This is a genomic window from Microcoleus sp. B13-B6 (genome assembly GCF_036705405.1).
In the GTDB taxonomy this organism is placed as follows: domain Bacteria; phylum Cyanobacteriota; class Cyanobacteriia; order Cyanobacteriales; family Microcoleaceae; genus Microcoleus.
Window position 1 is genome coordinate 1 of the sequence record NZ_JAUBUJ010000015.1, and the last position, 17,544, is coordinate 17,544.

At 45.1% G+C, this 17,544-nt stretch carries 17 protein-coding genes; 8 read left to right on the plus strand and 9 right to left on the minus strand.

Features of this window, described 5'->3' with window-relative positions:
* Positions 1–167 precede the first annotated feature (167 nt).
* From QUB35_RS09015 to QUB35_RS09025, 3 genes are all read right to left on the minus strand, one after another.
* Positions 168–2,264: a tetratricopeptide repeat protein gene (locus tag QUB35_RS09015; RefSeq protein WP_333141339.1), complete on the minus strand. Its 2,097-nt coding sequence runs from the start codon at positions 2,262–2,264 to the stop codon at positions 168–170.
* An 18-nt stretch (positions 2,265–2,282) separates the two neighbouring features.
* On the minus strand, positions 2,283–3,227 hold the full coding sequence (locus QUB35_RS09020) for an Rpn family recombination-promoting nuclease/putative transposase (RefSeq protein ID WP_333141341.1): 945 nt from the start codon (positions 3,225–3,227) through the stop codon (positions 2,283–2,285).
* A gap of 155 nt (positions 3,228–3,382) precedes the next feature.
* Positions 3,383–4,318, minus strand: coding sequence for an NAD-dependent epimerase/dehydratase family protein (locus QUB35_RS09025; RefSeq protein ID WP_333141343.1), 936 nt, complete (start codon positions 4,316–4,318; stop codon positions 3,383–3,385).
* 261 nt (positions 4,319–4,579) lie between these two features.
* Here QUB35_RS09025 and dnaG point away from each other — a divergent pair, with 261 nt between their 5' ends.
* Positions 4,580–6,607 (plus strand): DNA primase, encoded by a 2,028-nt coding sequence (gene dnaG / locus QUB35_RS09030; RefSeq protein WP_333141345.1) that lies wholly within the window; start codon positions 4,580–4,582, stop codon positions 6,605–6,607.
* Positions 6,608–7,017: 410 nt separating this feature from the next.
* Here the strand turns inward: dnaG and QUB35_RS09035 are convergent, their stop codons facing one another.
* The 3 genes from QUB35_RS09035 to QUB35_RS09045 form a co-directional block, all read right to left on the minus strand.
* A complete protein-coding gene (locus tag QUB35_RS09035; protein ID WP_333141347.1) occupies positions 7,018–7,536 on the minus strand; it encodes an SET domain-containing protein-lysine N-methyltransferase in 519 nt (172 codons plus the stop codon).
* Positions 7,537–7,557: 21 nt separating this feature from the next.
* Positions 7,558–8,559 carry a DMT family transporter gene (locus tag QUB35_RS09040; RefSeq protein WP_333141349.1) on the minus strand — a complete coding sequence of 334 codons (1,002 nt, stop codon included), beginning with the start codon at positions 8,557–8,559 and terminating at the stop codon, positions 7,558–7,560.
* Positions 8,560–8,854: 295 nt separating this feature from the next.
* Positions 8,855–9,370, minus strand: a complete 516-nt coding sequence (locus QUB35_RS09045; RefSeq protein ID WP_333141352.1) for a pentapeptide repeat-containing protein — start codon at positions 9,368–9,370, stop codon at positions 8,855–8,857.
* Between the two features lie 14 nt (positions 9,371–9,384).
* On the opposite strand from QUB35_RS09045, the gene QUB35_RS09050 reads away from it, so the two are divergent.
* The gene (locus QUB35_RS09050) at positions 9,385–9,978 is read left to right on the plus strand and encodes a YraN family protein (protein ID WP_333141353.1); all 594 of its coding nucleotides are present in this window, start codon (positions 9,385–9,387) and stop codon (positions 9,976–9,978) included.
* A gap of 342 nt (positions 9,979–10,320) precedes the next feature.
* Here QUB35_RS09050 and QUB35_RS09055 read toward each other — a convergent pair whose 3' ends face one another.
* The gene (locus QUB35_RS09055; protein ID WP_006632408.1) at positions 10,321–10,710 is read right to left on the minus strand and encodes a hypothetical protein; all 390 of its coding nucleotides are present in this window, start codon (positions 10,708–10,710) and stop codon (positions 10,321–10,323) included.
* Positions 10,711–10,857: 147 nt separating this feature from the next.
* Here QUB35_RS09055 and queA point away from each other — a divergent pair, with 147 nt between their 5' ends.
* The gene (gene queA / locus QUB35_RS09060) at positions 10,858–12,000 is read left to right on the plus strand and encodes a tRNA preQ1(34) S-adenosylmethionine ribosyltransferase-isomerase QueA (RefSeq protein ID WP_333141355.1); all 1,143 of its coding nucleotides are present in this window, start codon (positions 10,858–10,860) and stop codon (positions 11,998–12,000) included.
* 42 nt (positions 12,001–12,042) lie between these two features.
* On the opposite strand, the gene rpmF is transcribed toward queA, so the two are convergent.
* Positions 12,043–12,216, minus strand: coding sequence for a 50S ribosomal protein L32 (gene rpmF, locus QUB35_RS09065; protein ID WP_006632406.1), 174 nt, complete (start codon positions 12,214–12,216; stop codon positions 12,043–12,045).
* Positions 12,217–12,392: 176 nt separating this feature from the next.
* Positions 12,393–12,869: a TM2 domain-containing protein gene (locus QUB35_RS09070; RefSeq protein WP_333141357.1), complete on the minus strand. Its 477-nt coding sequence runs from the start codon at positions 12,867–12,869 to the stop codon at positions 12,393–12,395.
* A 479-nt stretch (positions 12,870–13,348) separates the two neighbouring features.
* On the opposite strand from QUB35_RS09070, the gene acsF reads away from it, so the two are divergent.
* From acsF to QUB35_RS09095, 5 genes are all read left to right on the plus strand, one after another.
* Positions 13,349–14,425, plus strand: a complete 1,077-nt coding sequence (acsF, locus tag QUB35_RS09075; RefSeq protein ID WP_190738830.1) for a magnesium-protoporphyrin IX monomethyl ester (oxidative) cyclase — start codon at positions 13,349–13,351, stop codon at positions 14,423–14,425.
* A 105-nt stretch (positions 14,426–14,530) separates the two neighbouring features.
* On the plus strand, positions 14,531–15,118 hold the full coding sequence (locus tag QUB35_RS09080) for a Uma2 family endonuclease (protein ID WP_333141360.1): 588 nt from the start codon (positions 14,531–14,533) through the stop codon (positions 15,116–15,118).
* Between the two features lies 1 nt (position 15,119).
* On the plus strand, positions 15,120–15,542 hold the full coding sequence (locus QUB35_RS09085) for a hypothetical protein (protein ID WP_333141362.1): 423 nt from the start codon (positions 15,120–15,122) through the stop codon (positions 15,540–15,542).
* Between the two features lie 76 nt (positions 15,543–15,618).
* Positions 15,619–16,143 (plus strand): hypothetical protein, encoded by a 525-nt coding sequence (locus tag QUB35_RS09090; protein ID WP_333141364.1) that lies wholly within the window; start codon positions 15,619–15,621, stop codon positions 16,141–16,143.
* Between the two features lie 14 nt (positions 16,144–16,157).
* A complete protein-coding gene (locus QUB35_RS09095) occupies positions 16,158–17,537 on the plus strand; it encodes a site-specific DNA-methyltransferase (RefSeq protein WP_333141366.1) in 1,380 nt (459 codons plus the stop codon).
* Positions 17,538–17,544: the final 7 nt, after the last annotated feature.

Here is a 17,544-nt window from a genome sequence, read left to right on the forward strand (position 1 = left end):
TTAATTAATTTAAAATTTTTATTGTTTTTGTGGTTTGGGCGTCCCGCCCGTCAAAAACGGCGGGGGGGGACGCCCATCCCACAAACTTGTGGAAGTTATTTAATTCTCATTCCTTAGATGCGGAATAACTTACACAAACAAAGTCCGCCCACGCGGGTTAATAACAATTATTGTTGTTGTTCGGATTCTAGCGGGCTGCTTCCTAGCTGACTTTCTGCCCGCTTTTTTGCTTCCATTGCCGCTCCGTAATCCGGTTTGTAGCGAATTGCTTTGTCATAGGAGGCGATCGCATCTTCGTATCTTTTTACCGCCACAAGCGCATTGCCGCGGCTGTACCAGGCTTCCGAGTAGTCAGGCTTGACATAGACAGCTTCATTGTAAGAGACTAGCGCATCTTCGTACCGCTTTAAATTGGACTGAGCATTGCCTCTATTGTACCACGCTTGATATTCTTTCGGGTTTAAATCTAAGGCTCTGCTGTAACACTCAATTGCTTGTTCGTACTTGCGTAATTCGTGGTATGACCAACCTAAATTATACCACGCTTGATAATAATCAGGTTTTAATTTAACAGCTTTTTCGTAAGCTTCTACCGCTTCTTCATGCCTCCGCATTTTCAGGAAAGCGATGCCTTTACTGTACCAGCCTTGATAAAACTTGGGCTGAAATCGCACGGCTTTTTCGTAGGCTTCAAAAGCTTCTTGGTTTTTGTTTAATTCTAGGAAGACATTGCCTAAATTGTACCAAGCTTCATAATTATCGAATTTGATTTCAACTGCTTTTTGATAGGATTCTACGGCTCGATCGTACTGTTTTAATTTTTGGTGAGCTTGTCCGCGATTGTACCAGGCACGGTACAAATTGGGCTGAAATTTTACGGCTTTTTCGTAGGAAGTGATGGCCTCTTCGTACCGCTGCGAATCTAAGAGAACATCGCCTCTGCCTTCCCACGCTGCAGCATAGTCGGGCTGGATTTTCAAAGCGTTATCAAAAGATGCGATCGCCTCTTGAGACTGTTGCAACTTATCCAAAGCATAACCGCGTCCCGTCCAAGCTTCCAAGTATTCCGGCTTTAATTCTATGGCTTTATCATAAGCTGACTGCGATTCTTGGTATTTTTTCAATTCGTACAAAGTTTTGGCTTTTTCCTGCCAAACTTCCGCGTAGTCCGGTCTGAGAGTTATTGCTCGCTCGTAAGCTGCCAGAGCTTCTTCAAATCGGCTTAAATTGTAAAGAGTATTACCTCGGTTGTACAGGTCAGTTGCATTGGCCGCATTAAAAGTATTTACACCATAAATAGATGCTATAATACTGATGCCAATTAAACTGGCGATCGACAATATTTTTAAATACAGTTTTTTTCGGGATTTTACCGGCCCCTTCGCAGCAGCAACCGGAGGCAATACAGGAACTGTACCGCTGAAAGAATTTTTCAATTCTTTAATAGCTTGCAGCGTTTCGCTGGCACTAGAATAACGTTGCCTAAAATCGTACTTTACCATCTTATCTAAAATCTTCGCAAATTCAGGACTGACTGATGTTTTGTCCTGCCAAATAATTTCCTCTGTATCGGGGTTCCTTGGCATTTGGTGAGGATTTATGCCAGTGAGGAACTGAATTGCGATCGCACCGACGGCATAGATATCGCTGCTGAGTTTCGGGTTGCCGTGAGCTTGTTCGCTGGGCATATAACCGGGAGTACCGATGCTGACACTCAAGCTATTCTTGGGCTGAGGAGTGGTGATTTGAGTAGTAATTTCTTTGACTGCGCCGAAGTCAATTAAAACTAATTTTCCGTCTCTATCTCTGCGGAGGATATTGCGGGGATTGACATCGCGGTGAATCACATTTTGTTGGTGTACAAAGTCTAAAATTTCTAGAAGTTCTTGCAATATACAAATGACTGCATCTTCCTGCATGACTCCCGCAGTTCCCGGAGAAGCTTGCGTAATTTCTTGACTTAAATCGTGGCCTTCTATAAATTCTTGAACAAGATAAAATTCTTGATTTTCTTCAAAGTAAGCAAAAAGTCGGGGAATGCGATCGTGATTTCCCAACTTGTACAAAACTTGTGCTTCCGTATCGAATAAACGTCTTGCTACCTTTAAAGTTTCGGGATCGGTTGCGTGAGGTTTAAGCTGCTTGACGACGCAGAGGTGATTGCCTGGTAGCTGCTTATCTTCCGCTAAATAAGTTTGAGCAAATCCGCCGCCTCCCAAGTGACGGATAATACTGTAGCGATTGCCGAGTGTTATTCCAAGCATGAGATTTACCTAATATTCCTAGTCTTTTGGAGAATTAGCTTCCAACCAAGCTGTTAAATCTTCGGCATTAGAAAAATCTAACATGGCTTCTGCAAGATTCTCTAATTTGTCGATCGGCAATTGGCTAATGCGGCTTTCAATATCCGGGTTTATTTGACCTAAACGGCGACTCAGCAAACGCATAATTAACCCTACTTGTCCTTCTTGTCTGCCTTCTTGTCTGCCTTCTTGTCTGCCTTCTTGTCTGCCTTCTTCCCGACCTAAAGCCACTGAACCCTCTTGATCTTGAGCAAAAAACTCTTGCTGTTGTAATATGTTAAATTCCTCCTGTGTCAAACTAACTTGATTGGCAATTTCAAAGGCTTTCTGAATTTCCGGGACTGTGACCATTGTTTGAGGTACTTCATCCAAAGTGCCAGTAGTTTTGATAAAGTAAATCCACTTGTCCGTAAGAGTTTCCAGTCGATCCAATTCTTTCTTAAATTTTGGCAACTCTACAAAGACTAACTCAATGTCATTTTGTAGATAATCAGACAAGCGATTTCTTTCTTTGAAGACAAAATGCGAAATCACATCTTGCTCGCCGCGAAACATTTCAAAATCAGTGATAGTCAAAGCAATCACAGGTCGCAATTGCTTGTAGAGTTCTCCCCTTGTTAATTGGAGTGCATAGGTTTTTGCTGCATTGTACAAAACTCGCTTGCCAAATGCCTGTACCTTCAAAACTTGCATTTCAATAATCACAAATGTGCCGTCATTAAGTAGCGCTTTGACATCTAAGTAACTATTTTTAGCTCCGGCTACTTGAGGGCCAAGATAAGGATCGAGGATTTCTAAGCTTTTAATGATCGATTCTTCTTCATAGAGTATGGCATTTAAGAAACTAATCAAAATCTCTGTACTTTGGCTGGAGCCAAATATTTTTTTGAAGGCAAAATCCATTTTGGGATTGATAAATCTCATGTTATTTTTCTCCTTCGAGATTTGGACTTAACACGGCTGCAAACCTTACTGTGACAGTGTGTTTGCTATGTTTCTTGTTCCCTCCCCTTACTAAGGGGAGGGTTAGGGTGGGTGCTAGATTTTTGCTATTGAGATGCTCCCACTATAACTTAACTTCAAACGGCTTTCAAAATCTCGTCATCGACTGAAAAATCTATCTCAGCTTTGTCCCGCCCCGAAACTACATAATCATGCTGAAAAGAATCTTTCAATCCAGAAACTAAGTCAAATTCCGGCTGCCAGTTAAGATCGGTGACAGCTTTATTAACTGAAGCAAAAAAGTGCTGCAATCGCATTGGGAAAGCTTTCTTTTTGCCGAAGTCAAATTGTTTCGGATCGTAGTGTACAATCTTAATAGCATCAGGGGATTTGCCTGCCGCTTGAATGCAGGCGCGGGCTAAACCGTCAAAGGTGACAAATCGATCGCCCGAAACGTTGTAAATTTGCCCGATCGCCCTTTGGTTCCCCAAAACCGCCGCCATTGCTTTAGCCAAATCCTGACAGTGCCCCAACTGCGTGAAGTGCATTCCGTTACCGGGAATCGGAATCGGTCGATCGCGCACAATGCGATCGAAAAACCAAGCCTCCAAATCGTTATAATTTTGGGGGCCGTAAATGTAAGTCGGGCGAATCGAAGTCCAAGGCAAACCGGACTCGGCCAAGTAATTTTCGGTTTCGCATTTACCCAAATGCCGGCTTTTAGGATCGGTAGCGTCCCCTTCAATATGAGGCATTTGATCCGATTTCAAATAAACCCCCGCAGAGCTCATGTAAACAAAGTGCTGCACCCGCCCTTTAAATATTTCAGCTAAAGGCTTTGTATCGCTGAGTTCACGGCCGTTGTTGTCAAAAACCGCGTCAAACTCGACCGTCGATAACTTTTCTTGCAATTGTTCAACATTTGTGCGATCGCCCTGAATCTGTTTTACGCCCGCAACCGGTACAGGCTTGTTGCCCCGGTTAAACAACACCACTTCATGCCCTTGTGCTGCTAAAATCTTAGTAAGATAAACCCCAATAAACCGAGTACCGCCCATCATTAAAATTCGCATTATTTTCGATGCTCCTTACAGTTAGTGTAAATATCTTACAATAAAGTTATGCCCTAGGGCGTGTTTTCTATCCCCGGAGATCCCCCTAAATCCCCCTTAAAAAGGGTGACTTTGACACTGATTATTTCACCTTTTTAAGGGGGCTGGGATTTTGAATCTCATGAGAAATCACTCAGACTAGATAATTCATCCGTGTATCCGTGTCCTCATCCGTGTAGTGCTTTCCTTCTCCAATAATTTCAAGTTGCCTAAAATAGCCCTATGCAAGTTCCCCGGCTGCATCCAGAAACAATCGAAGAAGTCAAACAAAGAGCCGACATAGTAGACGTTATTTCCGGTCGCGTCGTCTTGCGGAAACGCGGGAAAGAATTCGTAGGTTTGTGTCCCTTTCACGACGAAAAATCTCCCAGCTTTACAGTCAGTCCCGGCAAACAAATGTATTATTGTTTCGGCTGCGGTGCCGGCGGCAATGCTTTTAAGTTCCTCATGGAATTGGAGAAACGCCCTTTCAGCGAAGTAGTATTAGAATTAGCTAAAAATTATCAAGTCCCAGTCAAAACAGTCGAACCAGAACACCGACAAGAATTGCAGCGGCAAATTTCTCTGCGGGAACAACTCTATGAAATCTCAGCACTAACAGCCAACTTTTACGAACACGCTTTGCGACAAACTCAAGGAGAAGAACCCTTAGCATATCTCAAATCAGAGCGCCAGCTAAGCGAAGAAACTATCCAACAATTTCAATTAGGTTATGCACCCCAAGGTTGGGAAGCACTTTACAGTTATTTAGTAGAACAGAAAAACTATCCGGCGCAATTAGTAGAACAAGCTGGATTAATTGTACCCCGAAAAAATGGCGGCAGCGGTTATTACGATCGCTTCCGCAATCGCATTATGATTCCCATTCGCGATACCCAAGGCAGAGTCATCGGTTTCGGCGGCAGAGCTCTCGGCGACGAACAGCCGAAATACCTCAATTCTCCCGAAACAGAACTCTTCGATAAAGGCAAAACTTTATTCGCCTTAGATACGGCGAAAACAGCCATTAGCAAAGCCGATCGCGCAGTGGTTGTAGAGGGGTACTTTGATGCGATCGCACTTCAGGCAGCCGGCATCTCCAACGCCGTCGCTTCCCTGGGAACAGCCTTAAGTTTAAACCAAGTACGGCAGTTATTGCGGTACACTGACTCCAAACAAATTATCCTCAACTTTGACGCCGACAAAGCAGGAACTCAAGCAGCAGAACGCGCTATTGGGGAAATAGAAAAACTCGCTTATCAAGGAGAAGTGCAACTGCGGGTGCTCAACATTCCCGACGGCAAAGATGCGGACGAATATCTCAAAACATACTCCCCAGAACAATATCGAGACTTGCTGGAAAATGCTCCGTTGTGGCTCGACTGGCAACTGCAACAAATGCTCGTCAATCAAGATTTGAAGCAAGCCGATACTTCCCAGCAAGTCACAAAAAAAATTATAAAATTATTAACCAATATCACAGACGACAATCAGCTAGCACATTATTTGCAAAAAAGCGCCGAAATTCTCAGCAAAGGAGATTTTAGACTCACAAAAATGCTCGCTGAAAACTTGCTCAATCAAGTAGTCAGCGATTGGGCAAAGCGGCAGAGTCAAGACGAATCATTGACAATGCCCCTGTTAATTAGAAACAAGCTGAAGCCGACCAAACAATATAAAAAGCAGCGTGCAAGCGGCGAAAACAAAAACTCAAAATCAAGCTTATCTGCCGTAGCCCGCAGTCTTTTAGAAGAAGCAGAAGCGCAATTATTGCAGATTTATTTGCACTGTCCCGAATACCGCCAAGATGTCAGAGAGGCAATAGAAGCTAGAGACGTGCAGTTTAGCCTTTCTCACCACAGATTTTTGTGGCACCAGATTGTGAATGCAGAAATATTGCACAAAATGTCTTTACAAGTAGCGCCTTCAGAGTTAATATTGAAATTGCAAGATAGCTTCATTGAATATCCGAATCAACTCAATCAAATCTCCCATTTATTTCACTTAAATGAGTTCTCAGAAAGAAACGTTTATCGCGCCCCTCTAGTAATTAGATCTGCCCTCGCCTGTATCGAGCAAATTATCAGCATGAAGCGCCGCCGGATTGCACTCAATATGTGGGAAAAAGCCAAGGCCGCTAGCAGTGGCGAAGAGGCTATAGAATATCACCAACTATTCTGTGCCGAACAAGAATGGCTCAAGGAATTAGAGCGGCTGCGTCAAGTTAATTTTTACGATTTAACATCCGTGCCTTGGGGGGGAAATTTCTAGAATTTCAGGACTTTAGTCCCTACTACGAACCAAAATCAGCTACCAACGAAACAGCCAGAAGATGGAAATGGAAGCAAACTTAGATGGGATATGCGATCGCCATTAGCATTGTTGTTGTTCGAGGATGACGAGTAGTTAGATCCTTGGGAGTCTGGTTCGGTGGTTGTCCAGGTTTAGTTTGCTACTCCGGCGAAACGGAAAGCTTCAACAAAGCTTACTTTGGAGAAGTTTCCCGTTCAAAGTTTTCGGACCTTAGTGACTAATTTATCGACGATGCTAAAAATCGAGTGCAGCCTAAACTAGCGGGTGTTTCAGTTAGTTTCGACCTGACGATGCCAACTCCTTTACAGCAGAAAGCCTTCGATTTGCTGGCGGTTCCGCTGACATTCTAGTCATGTATCCGGCGGGGGCTAAAGCCCGATCGCCTTACTGACGGGGGCAATACTAGGAACTTTAAGAGTACGCGGGGGAAGTTCCGTTTCAGGTGCCGTTACCTTGAGGTAATCGGCGATAAACTCACCATACTTTTTCCTGATTTCGTCAGGGAGAAATTTATATCCAAGGAGCTTGGATCGACATTCGGTGGAGCCACAACAACATTTGGGAATGTCAATGAAACTGTACTCTGTTGAAGAGTAATCCCAGGTAATCTCGCTTCCAGAAGGAATATCAACCAATGCCACGAAATCGTAGGCTCCGAATTGATTATTCCGAACCCCTGTGTTTGCGCTACAAGAATGATTGATCACTGATCCCGGTTCATCTGATTCTATATGCAGGTCAAAGTCCATCTGAAAGGTGTGAGTAGTTCTTTCGGGCAAGATATCGACTCGGCGTCCAACCACCACAGTCTCACCTTTACAGAAGTCTCGGCTGGCAAAAACGCCTCTACCTTTCTCTGTTTGCTGGATGAAAATATCGAAACCCATTTTCCTCACTCTTAATACCAATTACAAATCTAATTCTACTTCCACGAGGTTACTCGGAAGCGACGCTGGAGGGTTAATGGGCTCAGTATCCGAATCTGGCAGCGCTGCAACAATCGACTCGTTAACCTGTATTTCGCCATTCTGCTCAGTGCCCTGAGATTTGCTTTCACCAAAAACCATTGCCACCACTACAAGAGCTGCGCCAATCAGACCGCGTACTCCCAGTTTCTCTCCCAGTAGTAGAAACGAGAAAATCGCTGCGGAAATCGGCTCGAAAGTATACATGAGCGCCGTGTCCTCAGCCTTAACCCATCGTTGAGCTAATACTTGAAGCACAATCGTAGCAGCAGTATCAAATAAGCCAATATATAAAAGAATACCAAGATTCGCGCCAATTGCCTCCTGTTGTGCAAGCAGATCGGGAGCGGCCCAAATTAAAGAAAATATTGTTATCACCCAAAGCTGGATCGCAGCGAGTGGCAAAATGGGGTGGCGCAACGTGGTGGACTCAAGCTTAAGAATGTAGATCGAGTAGAGAAAAGCCATGCCCAACATCAACAGATCGCCGAGCACTAGCTGTTCACTCTCCCAACACATCACTCCAATGCCAAAGATGGCAAGTCCTGCGGCGAGGAAAGTTTTTGGGAACACCTGCCTACCTAGCAGTTGCCCTAGCAGAGGAACTAGGATGACGTTGAAACTGGCAATGAATGCAGCACGATCGGCAGAAGTCGTCTCAAGGGCAAGGGTTTGGAGGACTGATGCAGGAAACAGTATGAGTGATAAGAAGACTCCATCCCGTAGCAGGGAAAAATTCAGGAAGCGCAAATAGGGGGTAAACGGCAACGCTGCTATTACGTAGCGGGTTGCAAATATTGCAGAAGGAGAAAGACTGCTGAGAGCTCCCTTGATAACCGGATAGCTTGTACCCCAGATTAGGGTGACAAGGAGCAACACTGCTATACCCCAAGCATGGAGAGTGTTTGGCGATCTTTGAGAACCACTATTTAATTCTGTAGTCATTGAGTAGCCTAATTCATTAGCAATGGAACTAAATTCCGTTAGTTAACCGTCAAGAGGTTGACTAAAGTAATAAAATTCAATATTTTAAACTCGAATGCAGCCTAAACTAGCGGGTGTTGCAGTTAGTTTCGACCTGACGCCGACTCGTTTACAGCAGAAAATCTTCGATTTGCTGGGGGTTCCGCTGATATTGCAGTCATGTATCGGGCCGTGGCTCAATCCCGATCGCCCTACTGCCAGAGAGTTTACATGGAACTTACCCCGCACGCGGGGTAAGTTTTGTTTAATTAGCCTTTTAATAATCGCAAAAAAGAGTTTCGCGAGTATCTCTACCCGTCACCGGATTAGTACCTTTTGCCACTTTACAAAGTTTTTCTATCATATCGTCTCGCAGCAGTGTCTCTGTAAAATCAGCACCGTCAATAATAGCTCCTTCCAGCCTGGTATTGTAAGCGAAAGCACCCTCAAGGATAGCATTAGTTAAATTTGCTTTCATCATGCGAGCTAAATCTAAAGTAGCACCCGTGAAATTAGCGCCTTCAAAATTTGCCTCTTCCATATTGGCCGCAAAAAAGCTGACACCCCGCAAATCTGCCTTAGTAAAATTGCTGTTGCGAAGATTAGCTTTATTAAAACTGTCGTCAGTCAGAACTTGTCCACTAAAATCAGCCCCGACTAGGATTTCTTTGTCGTGATCCAAAGCCAAAGCAGGTGCGGGATTAATGCCGATCGCCCCAGCGGCAATTACTGCTAAAATAACAAAACTCAGCAAGAAAGTATAAATATGTTGGCGAATTCGAGAAATCATCATACAAGTTCAAGCTAATGGGCAGTCGTGACAGTTCAGAATTGAATTCTACCAGAAAGAGCGTCAAGCGTAGCTATCCCGTAGGGAATCGCCCGTTAGCCACCGCTGACTCCAATTGCCCCCAATCCCCCAACTCTAGGGATATCGGCACATTGGGAGAAAACTTAGTCGCCGAGTGGTTGCAGCAGCAAGGTTGGGAAATCCTGCACCGCCAGTGGCACTGTCGCTGGGGAGAGATTGACATCATCGCACTCGGAAGAGATGAAGAAAGCGCAAAAAACCAATTTCTTCCCAATCACCACTCCCCAACATTAGCATTTGTAGAGGTAAAAACTCGCCGCCAGGGAAATTGGGATGCTGGTGGAATGCTAGCTGTTAGCACAACAAAACAAGCCAAACTGTGGCAGACAGCCGAAATATTTTTAAGCACTCACCCAGATTTAGCAAATAATTCTTGTCGCTTTGATGTCGCCTTAGTCAGGTGCGAACCTTCACAACAAAACACTAAGCGAATATTACCACCATTAACTGCAGCGAACTCTCAATCCGCCGTTGCCGGAAACTACCGACTCACCCTGCAAGAATACATTCGCTCGGCTTTTAGCATTTAAAAGTATATAATTAAAATTTAGAGGGTAAAATCTCAAAGCAAGGCCACTAGGTAATTTTTAATTGTTAACTTGCCTAGGCTGTCGCGCATTTCTCTCTTGAGCTTTAACGGAGCTGAAAAAAGCGTTAAATCTTCTCCCGCTTTCCCCTTCTCTCCCTCTCCTGTTCTGTCATATAGCGATTCTCAAGCGTGGTGAGGTATGGGGGCTTTGTCCTATGCCCTATGCCCTATGCCCTATGCCCTATGCCCTATGCCCTATGCCCTATGCCCTATGCCCTATGCCCGCCAGAGCACCTCATGTTACTGAGAAAGGCTATAAGAGTTAATTTATATGCGTAGCAATCTAGGCGAGAGTTTCCGGGCAATATCCCAGACCCTTGACAAACTGCTGGCGAAAGGCTTCAATTTCCTTACGGTCAGGGCTGCCGTGACAAACCACGGCCACCTGGTAGCGGCGCATCACGCTCAGTGGCGACTGTCCGGTTTCCAAACTCCAAAGCGCCATTTGCAAGCGAATTTCAGGATCGTAAGGAATCCCGAGTTCGTTCATAAAAGCCCGAAAATCCCCGTGCATTTCTGGAGTTAAATATTGGCTCATTTTCACCTTTACCACCCAGCCGTCAATTTGGTGAATAACAGTGATAAATTGCAAGGGAAGATGATGAGCCGTGCGTAGGTAATCCACGACTCTCAGAGTAAGGCTAGTATTGGCGATGTAGTAGAGGTATTCCATAACGATCCTTCGAGCAAAGCTGATGCTACACCTCTATCATGGCGGGCTATACCCGCTGCCACAAGGGGAAAAGCACCCGACTTTGGATGGGGGTTTTTACCCAATTTGTTACCCAGTTGACAGATCGATCGCACAGGAATTCACTCGATGACAGAGATGGACTGGTCTTTGGACGGCTACGACTACGAACTTCCGCCCTCGCGCATTGCCCAAAATCCCGTAGTGCCGAGGGACAGTTCTCGCTTGCTGGCTGTAGATTCTCCCAGCAGCCACCAACACCGGATTTTTAGGGATTTACCCGATTTGCTGCAACCGGGCGACTTGCTGGTGCTCAACAACACCCGCGTGCTGCCAGCGAGGCTCTACGGGCACAAACCCAACGGCCCGGCTGTGGAGATATTGTTGATGGAAGAACGGCAGCACAACTGTTGGCTGGCTTTGGTTAAACCGGGGAAACGCTTAAAGTTGGGAGCAAAAATTGAGTTTGATCCCATCGCCCCTGCCTGTGAGGACTCGATCACAGATCCTTGCTGTTGCCGAACCGATGCCACGATGCCCCCCCATCGTCGTCGCTTGACTGCAACAGTTATAGACAGGGACGAGGCAACAGGGGGACGGCTGTTGGAGTTTGACATCCCCACAGATGAGAATCTGGCGAAGTTTTTGGACGAATACGGCCACGTACCCCTGCCGCCCTACATCGAAAATTCCCAAGCTTCAGCCGAACAGTACCAAACTGTTTATGCCGATCGACCCGGGGCGGTGGCGGCCCCCACAGCAGGCCTGCACTTCACCGAAGAATTGTTCAGCCGCTTGGAACAGCGGGGAATCGAAAAAACTTTTGTCACCTTACACGTCGGAGTAGGGACGTTTCGCCCGGTGGAGGTGGCAGACGTGACGGCTCACAAAATGCACGGCGAATGGGTGGAAGTACCCGCCGCCACCGTCGAGAAAATCCGGGAAACTCAAGCCAGAGGCGGGCGGATCATTGCGGTGGGTACAACAGCAGTGCGAGCTTTAGAGGGAGCAGCCGCCGCGAGTGGCGATTTTTCCTTGCAACCTTTTTGCGGCCCGACCAATTTGTTTATCTACCCTGGTTACAAGTGGCGGGTTGTAGAGGGGATGATTACCAATTTTCACTTGCCCCGCTCTACTTTGATGATGATGATAAGTGCGATGATTGGAAGGCCTCGGCTGTTGGATTTGTACCGAGAAGCGATCGAGCATCAGTACCGCTTTTATTCCTTTGGCGATGCCATGCTGATTTTACCAGCAGCAAAAAAGGATTGATCGATCGGGCATCGGGTTCGCCCCATGCCCGGTATGCCGTTTCTATTCTTCCTCCTCTTCTTCATTGCCGGGATACACGAAGCTGTTGGAACGCCCAGTCAGAACAGATTTGCCCAGAGACAGAGCTTTCTGAGCTGCCACTACAGCTTTGCGCTTCCATGTGGCCTTACGCATATTCTTCTTGGATTTGGAGGTTTTCTTCTTAGGGACTGCCATGACGCTAAATACTTTCTGCTTATATAGACAAACAAACATTCTAGCCGATTTTGTCGGCAATGCTTACTCGAAAAACCGCAACAACTGCTCGCTCAGCAATATCAAGTAGTAGGGTGCGTCAGCGATTAGCTTCTGGAAAAATAGACAAAATCCCCTAGGCAACGCACCCGCAGCAGCTAAAGTTCGTGAAAGTGGTAGATCACGACGCCAGTGACGGGATCGTTCTCGATACTCACATAACCGGTTTTGAGCAGTGCCGTGAAAGCCTCTTCCACTTCGGCAAAAGTAGCGCCGGTTGCCATCACCCCTTGGGTGACAGATAATCTTCCGTTCTTGGTATAAGCTGCCTTCAGGAGTTTAACCCCTAACTGGTCTGGAGTTGGCTTGGGGTATGTCGCGGCGATCGCCCCGCTGCTGGGATATAGGGGTATACCTTCGCGAGATACGCCGAGTTTGCCCCTGAGACTGGCATTGTGTTCGTCCACCATGTTCGGCAGCAACAGCAAATCAAACAATTGCCCAAACCCAAACAAACCAAAGGTAAACAGCCACAGCAAACCCGTACCAATCTTGCCGTTGTAGAGGCGGTGGAGTCCGAATGGGCCGAAAAAACAAGCTGCCCATAAAAGGTAACTAACACCTAAATTGCTCATTTTCTGACCGTCCTGCCTGATTATTCTAAGAATTGGAGTCCCTCTATACATTTTGTACTTTCTATCTCGTGTTTAAACAGCTTGACACCAGCAGATATTTGTGTATTGTCCGAAGTTATTGGTTATTTACTACCAATTCCCCAATTCCCCATGCCCCATGCCCATGCCCCATGCCCCATGCCCCATGCCCCATGCCCCATGCCCCATGCCCCAGGCCCCATGCCCCATGCCCCAGGCCCCATGCCCATGCCCAGTGAGTAATTTTGCGTAGCAATTCTTAACGCCAGCAACATATTTGCGCGGGCGAGAGCTTGGTAAACTGGAGGGCGTGGAAATTACAGCAGCTTAGACTTAGATTCCACACGGAGCGCCAAACCAAGCGCGCCGCCAGCGCTGGCCGGAAATACACGAGCGCGATCGCCCGCAGTACCCGACAATGGAAACAAGCGAGTAGTTATAAGCAGAAATCCAATAAAAATATGGTAGATTCCCTCAAAAAACCCACTTTTGAAGAACTGCGGCCGGGAGTGAAAGCCCCAGCCAAAGAAACTATTCTCACGCCGAGATTTTACACAACCGACTTTGACGAGATGGCCAAAATGGACATCTCGGTAAATGAAGCCGAACTAGAAGCAATTATCCAAGAGTTCCGCGTTGACTACAACAAAAACCACTTCGTGCGGGATGAGGAGTTCGCTCAATCTTGGGATCACATTGACGGCGAAAAACGCCAGTTGTTCATTGAGTTTCTAGAACGTTCATGCACCGCTGAGTTTTCTGGGTTCTTGCTTTACAAAGAATTGGGACGCAGGCTCAAAGACAAAAATCCAGTGCTCGCCGAGGGTTTCAACCTGATGTCCCGCGACGAAGCGCGGCACGCCGGATTCCTCAACAAAGCGCTGTCCGACTTTAATTTGTCCCTGGATTTGGGTTTCTTGACAAAGAGCCGCAGTTACACATTCTTTAAGCCGAAGTTTATTTTCTACGCGACTTACTTGTCGGAAAAAATCGGTTATTGGCGCTACATCACGATTTATCAGCACTTAAAAGCCCATCCTGAAGACCAGATTTATCCGATTTTCCGATTCTTTGAAAATTGGTGCCAGGATGAAAACCGCCACGGAGATTTCTTCGATGCGGTGATGAGAGCTCAGCCTCAGATGTTGAATGATTGGCGCGCTAAGCTTTGGTGCCGTTTCTTCTTGCTGTCAGTGTTCGCGACAATGTATCTCAATGATATCCAGCGCGCCGGTTTTTATCGATCGCTCGGACTCGATGCTCGCGAATACGACATCGAAGTGATTAAAAAGACCAACGAAACAGCAGGCCGCGTATTCCCTGTCATGCTTGACGTGAACAATCCAGAATTTTATGAACGCCTGGATATTTGCCTCAAGAACAATCAGCAGTTGACTGCAATTGTTGCTTCTAATACTCCGAAATTCTTGCAGTTCTTCCAAAAATTGCCTTTGTATCTGTCGAACGGCTGGCAATTAGTGAAGCTGTACTTCATGAAAACAATTGAATCACCTTCAGTACAGGGTGCTGTGCGTTAAGTTTTGATTTTTCATCCTCTGTGACGGCGGTTCTGCGACAAGCGGAGCCGCTTTTTTTGGATATAATGTTAGATTAGTCTTGATGGGCGTCGCTCTGAGGATATTATGGTTGTACAAACAGAAAAACGCTACTGCACTCCCGAAGAATATCTGCAATTAGAGGAAGCTGCGGAGTTTAAAAGTGAATACCGCGATGGAGAAATAGTGCCAATGACAGGTGGAACAACCAATCACAATGAAATCGCAGGTAATTTTTATGCCCGCTTTAAATTGACTTTGGGAATGCCGAACTATCGCGTGTATATGGGTGACGTGCGTTTGTGGATGTCGCAATATCGCCTTTACACTTATCCCGATGTCATGGTGATTTCTGGAGAGCCTGCTTATGAGGGCAGCGGTACGACTACGGTAACTAATCCGGTGCTGGTTGTTGAGGTTTTGTCAAATTCAACCAAAGATTATGACCGAGGCGATAAATTTCAGTATTATCGATCTATCTCCAGTCTTCGAGAATATATTATGATTGACCAATATAAATTTTATGTTGAACAATTTGCTAAGAATTCAGAAAATAAATGGGTATTAACAGAATATACAACGGCGGATGAAGTTATGACATTAAGTGCGATCGAGTTTCAAATTCAATTAAGCGAACTTTACCAAGGAGTTAATTTTGAGATGAAGGGTGAGTAATATGATATCGGGAAGACGCAACTCTTTTGCAGACTACAAAGCAGATGGACACAACTGGATCACCTTGACTGCCGGAGAATACTATCCCGATATATTGCAGGAGGCTTGCCAACTTTACGAACCTGTTCTAGTAATGTTTGGGCAATTACTCAGGACTTCTGAATCATCAGTGCGTCTATTTATACAGATTTCAGAGGTTCCCAGCACATGGATGCGAGTTCAACTTTTTAGGGTGTTTCGCAAGTATGTTAGCCCTGAGATTCCAGTTGAAATGCTCAGAAGGAAAAAAAAGACAGCGGATATTTGCAATCAGTTTGGAGCACGTTTTAGGTCTGTTCAAGAAGTTCAAGCTGCTTATATGACCAAGAATTTCAAAGGTGGTACCCGCCACGTGATTTATCCGTGGAATCAATCCAAAATCTAAAATCTAAAATCCTCAAGAAAGAGCATTTATCTCGCGCAAGTCAATCTAAAATCTAAAATCTAAAATCTAAAATCGATTGACTCGTCCAATTCCCGATGAGGCAATGTCGGCTCTATTGTGGGAATACAAAAGTCGCGGAAAAAAGGGATACGACTTAACTGAAAGATTTTTCTCCTTATTCCGCTTACACTTTCCCTACTTGGCAATCAGAGGGCCAGAGCGAGCTGGAAAAGATATCCTGATGGGAAATGTCTTCGTCAACTATCCCAACCCAAAACGTCCTGTTGATTTTGTGATTTACGATATTAATGAAAATGACTTGCTGGCAATAGGATTGGCAAGATATGATTCAGATAGAGGCGGTGCACAAGAAGACGACCGAACAGGTGGTTATCGTAGCTGCGCTGATGAAATCCTCAGTTATACACAAAATCATAACTTAAGAACTAAAGTAATTTTCCTGAATGATGGGCCTGGTCTCTTACTCGGATCGATGTGGGATGACTACGCAAATATTGAAAATAGCTGGCCAGATAAGATTATTGTATTGACACTGCGTATGGTTCCAGATCGGATTACAGTGGAATGGCTGCGTTCTTGAAAATAGGAGTGACAATGGCTACGGGTATTTCAAAAAAACAATCGCAGGGTGAAGCTGCATCTAATTTTAGTGAAAGCCCATTAAATAATAGCTTGGATGCGTGCTTTTCATATCCAGGAAAAGTGCCTGCAAGTGAAGTTTTAGACACTCATCAAGCTGAATGTGTAAAACTGTGGTCTAGCAATGAACAGCTATGTCTGGCAAATGAAAACCGTCTTTACTATGGAGATAATTTACCAATTTTAGCATCTTTACTTAAAGATAGTTCAGTAAAAGGTAAAGTAAGATTAATTTATATAGATCCGCCTTTTGCAACTAAAAGTGTGTTTCAATCACGTTCTCAGACTGAGGCTTATTCTGACTTATTAGGAGGGAACAGCTATATTGAATTTATTCGTCAGAGGTTGATACTCTTGAGAGAGTTATTAGCTGATGACGGCTCAATATATGTCCATCTTGATGATAAAATGGCCTTTTATATCAAGGTGATTATGGATGAAATTTTTGGTCAACGTAATTTTAGAAATTGGATTACTCGGAAAAAATGTAATCCAAAGAACTACACAAAAAAGACTTACGGCAATGTTTCAGATTTTATCCTGTTTTATAGTAAATCAGATACTTATGTCTGGAATCGTCCTGTTGAAGAATGGACAGATAAGCGCGCCAACAAAGAATATGAATACATTGAAAAGGAAACTGGACGGCGATATAAAAAGGTTCCGATTCATGCGCCTGGAGTGCGAAATGGCGAAACTGGAAAGTCTTGGCGAGGGATGAATCCGCCACCAGGAAAGCATTGGCAATTTCCACCTCAAACACTAGATGAAATGGATGCTAGAGGGGAAATATATTGGTCTGCAACAGGAAATCCCCGTCGCAAGATATATTTGGATAGCAGTAGCGGGATTCCCGTACAAGATATTTGGCTAGAGTTTCGCGATGCTCACAATCAGAATATTAAAATTACAGGTTATCCAACTGAGAAAAACCGCGATCTAGTTAGTAGAATTATTCGAGCTTCATCAAATCCTGATGATTTAGTGCTCGATTGCTTTGCCGGTTCGGGTACGACTTTGAGTGTTGCTTCGGAGTTTGGGAGGGGATGGATAGGAATTGATAATAGTTCTGAGGCGATCGCAACTACTTTGCGCCGTTTTGCTAAGGGTTGCGAACGGATGGGCGATTTTGTCAGCCAGCAAACATCCCTACACCAAAATCCATCGGATGACGAGTCTCGCCAATTATCGCTTTTTAACTTAGATGAATCTATATTTCAAGCTGAGTCTCCCTTAGAAAAAAGCGAGATGATTAATAACTTTGATCTTTATGCAACTGATTCGTTTGCTGGGGAACTAGAAAATATTGTGAGGCAATGGATAGAATGGCAGTAGCAGCGTA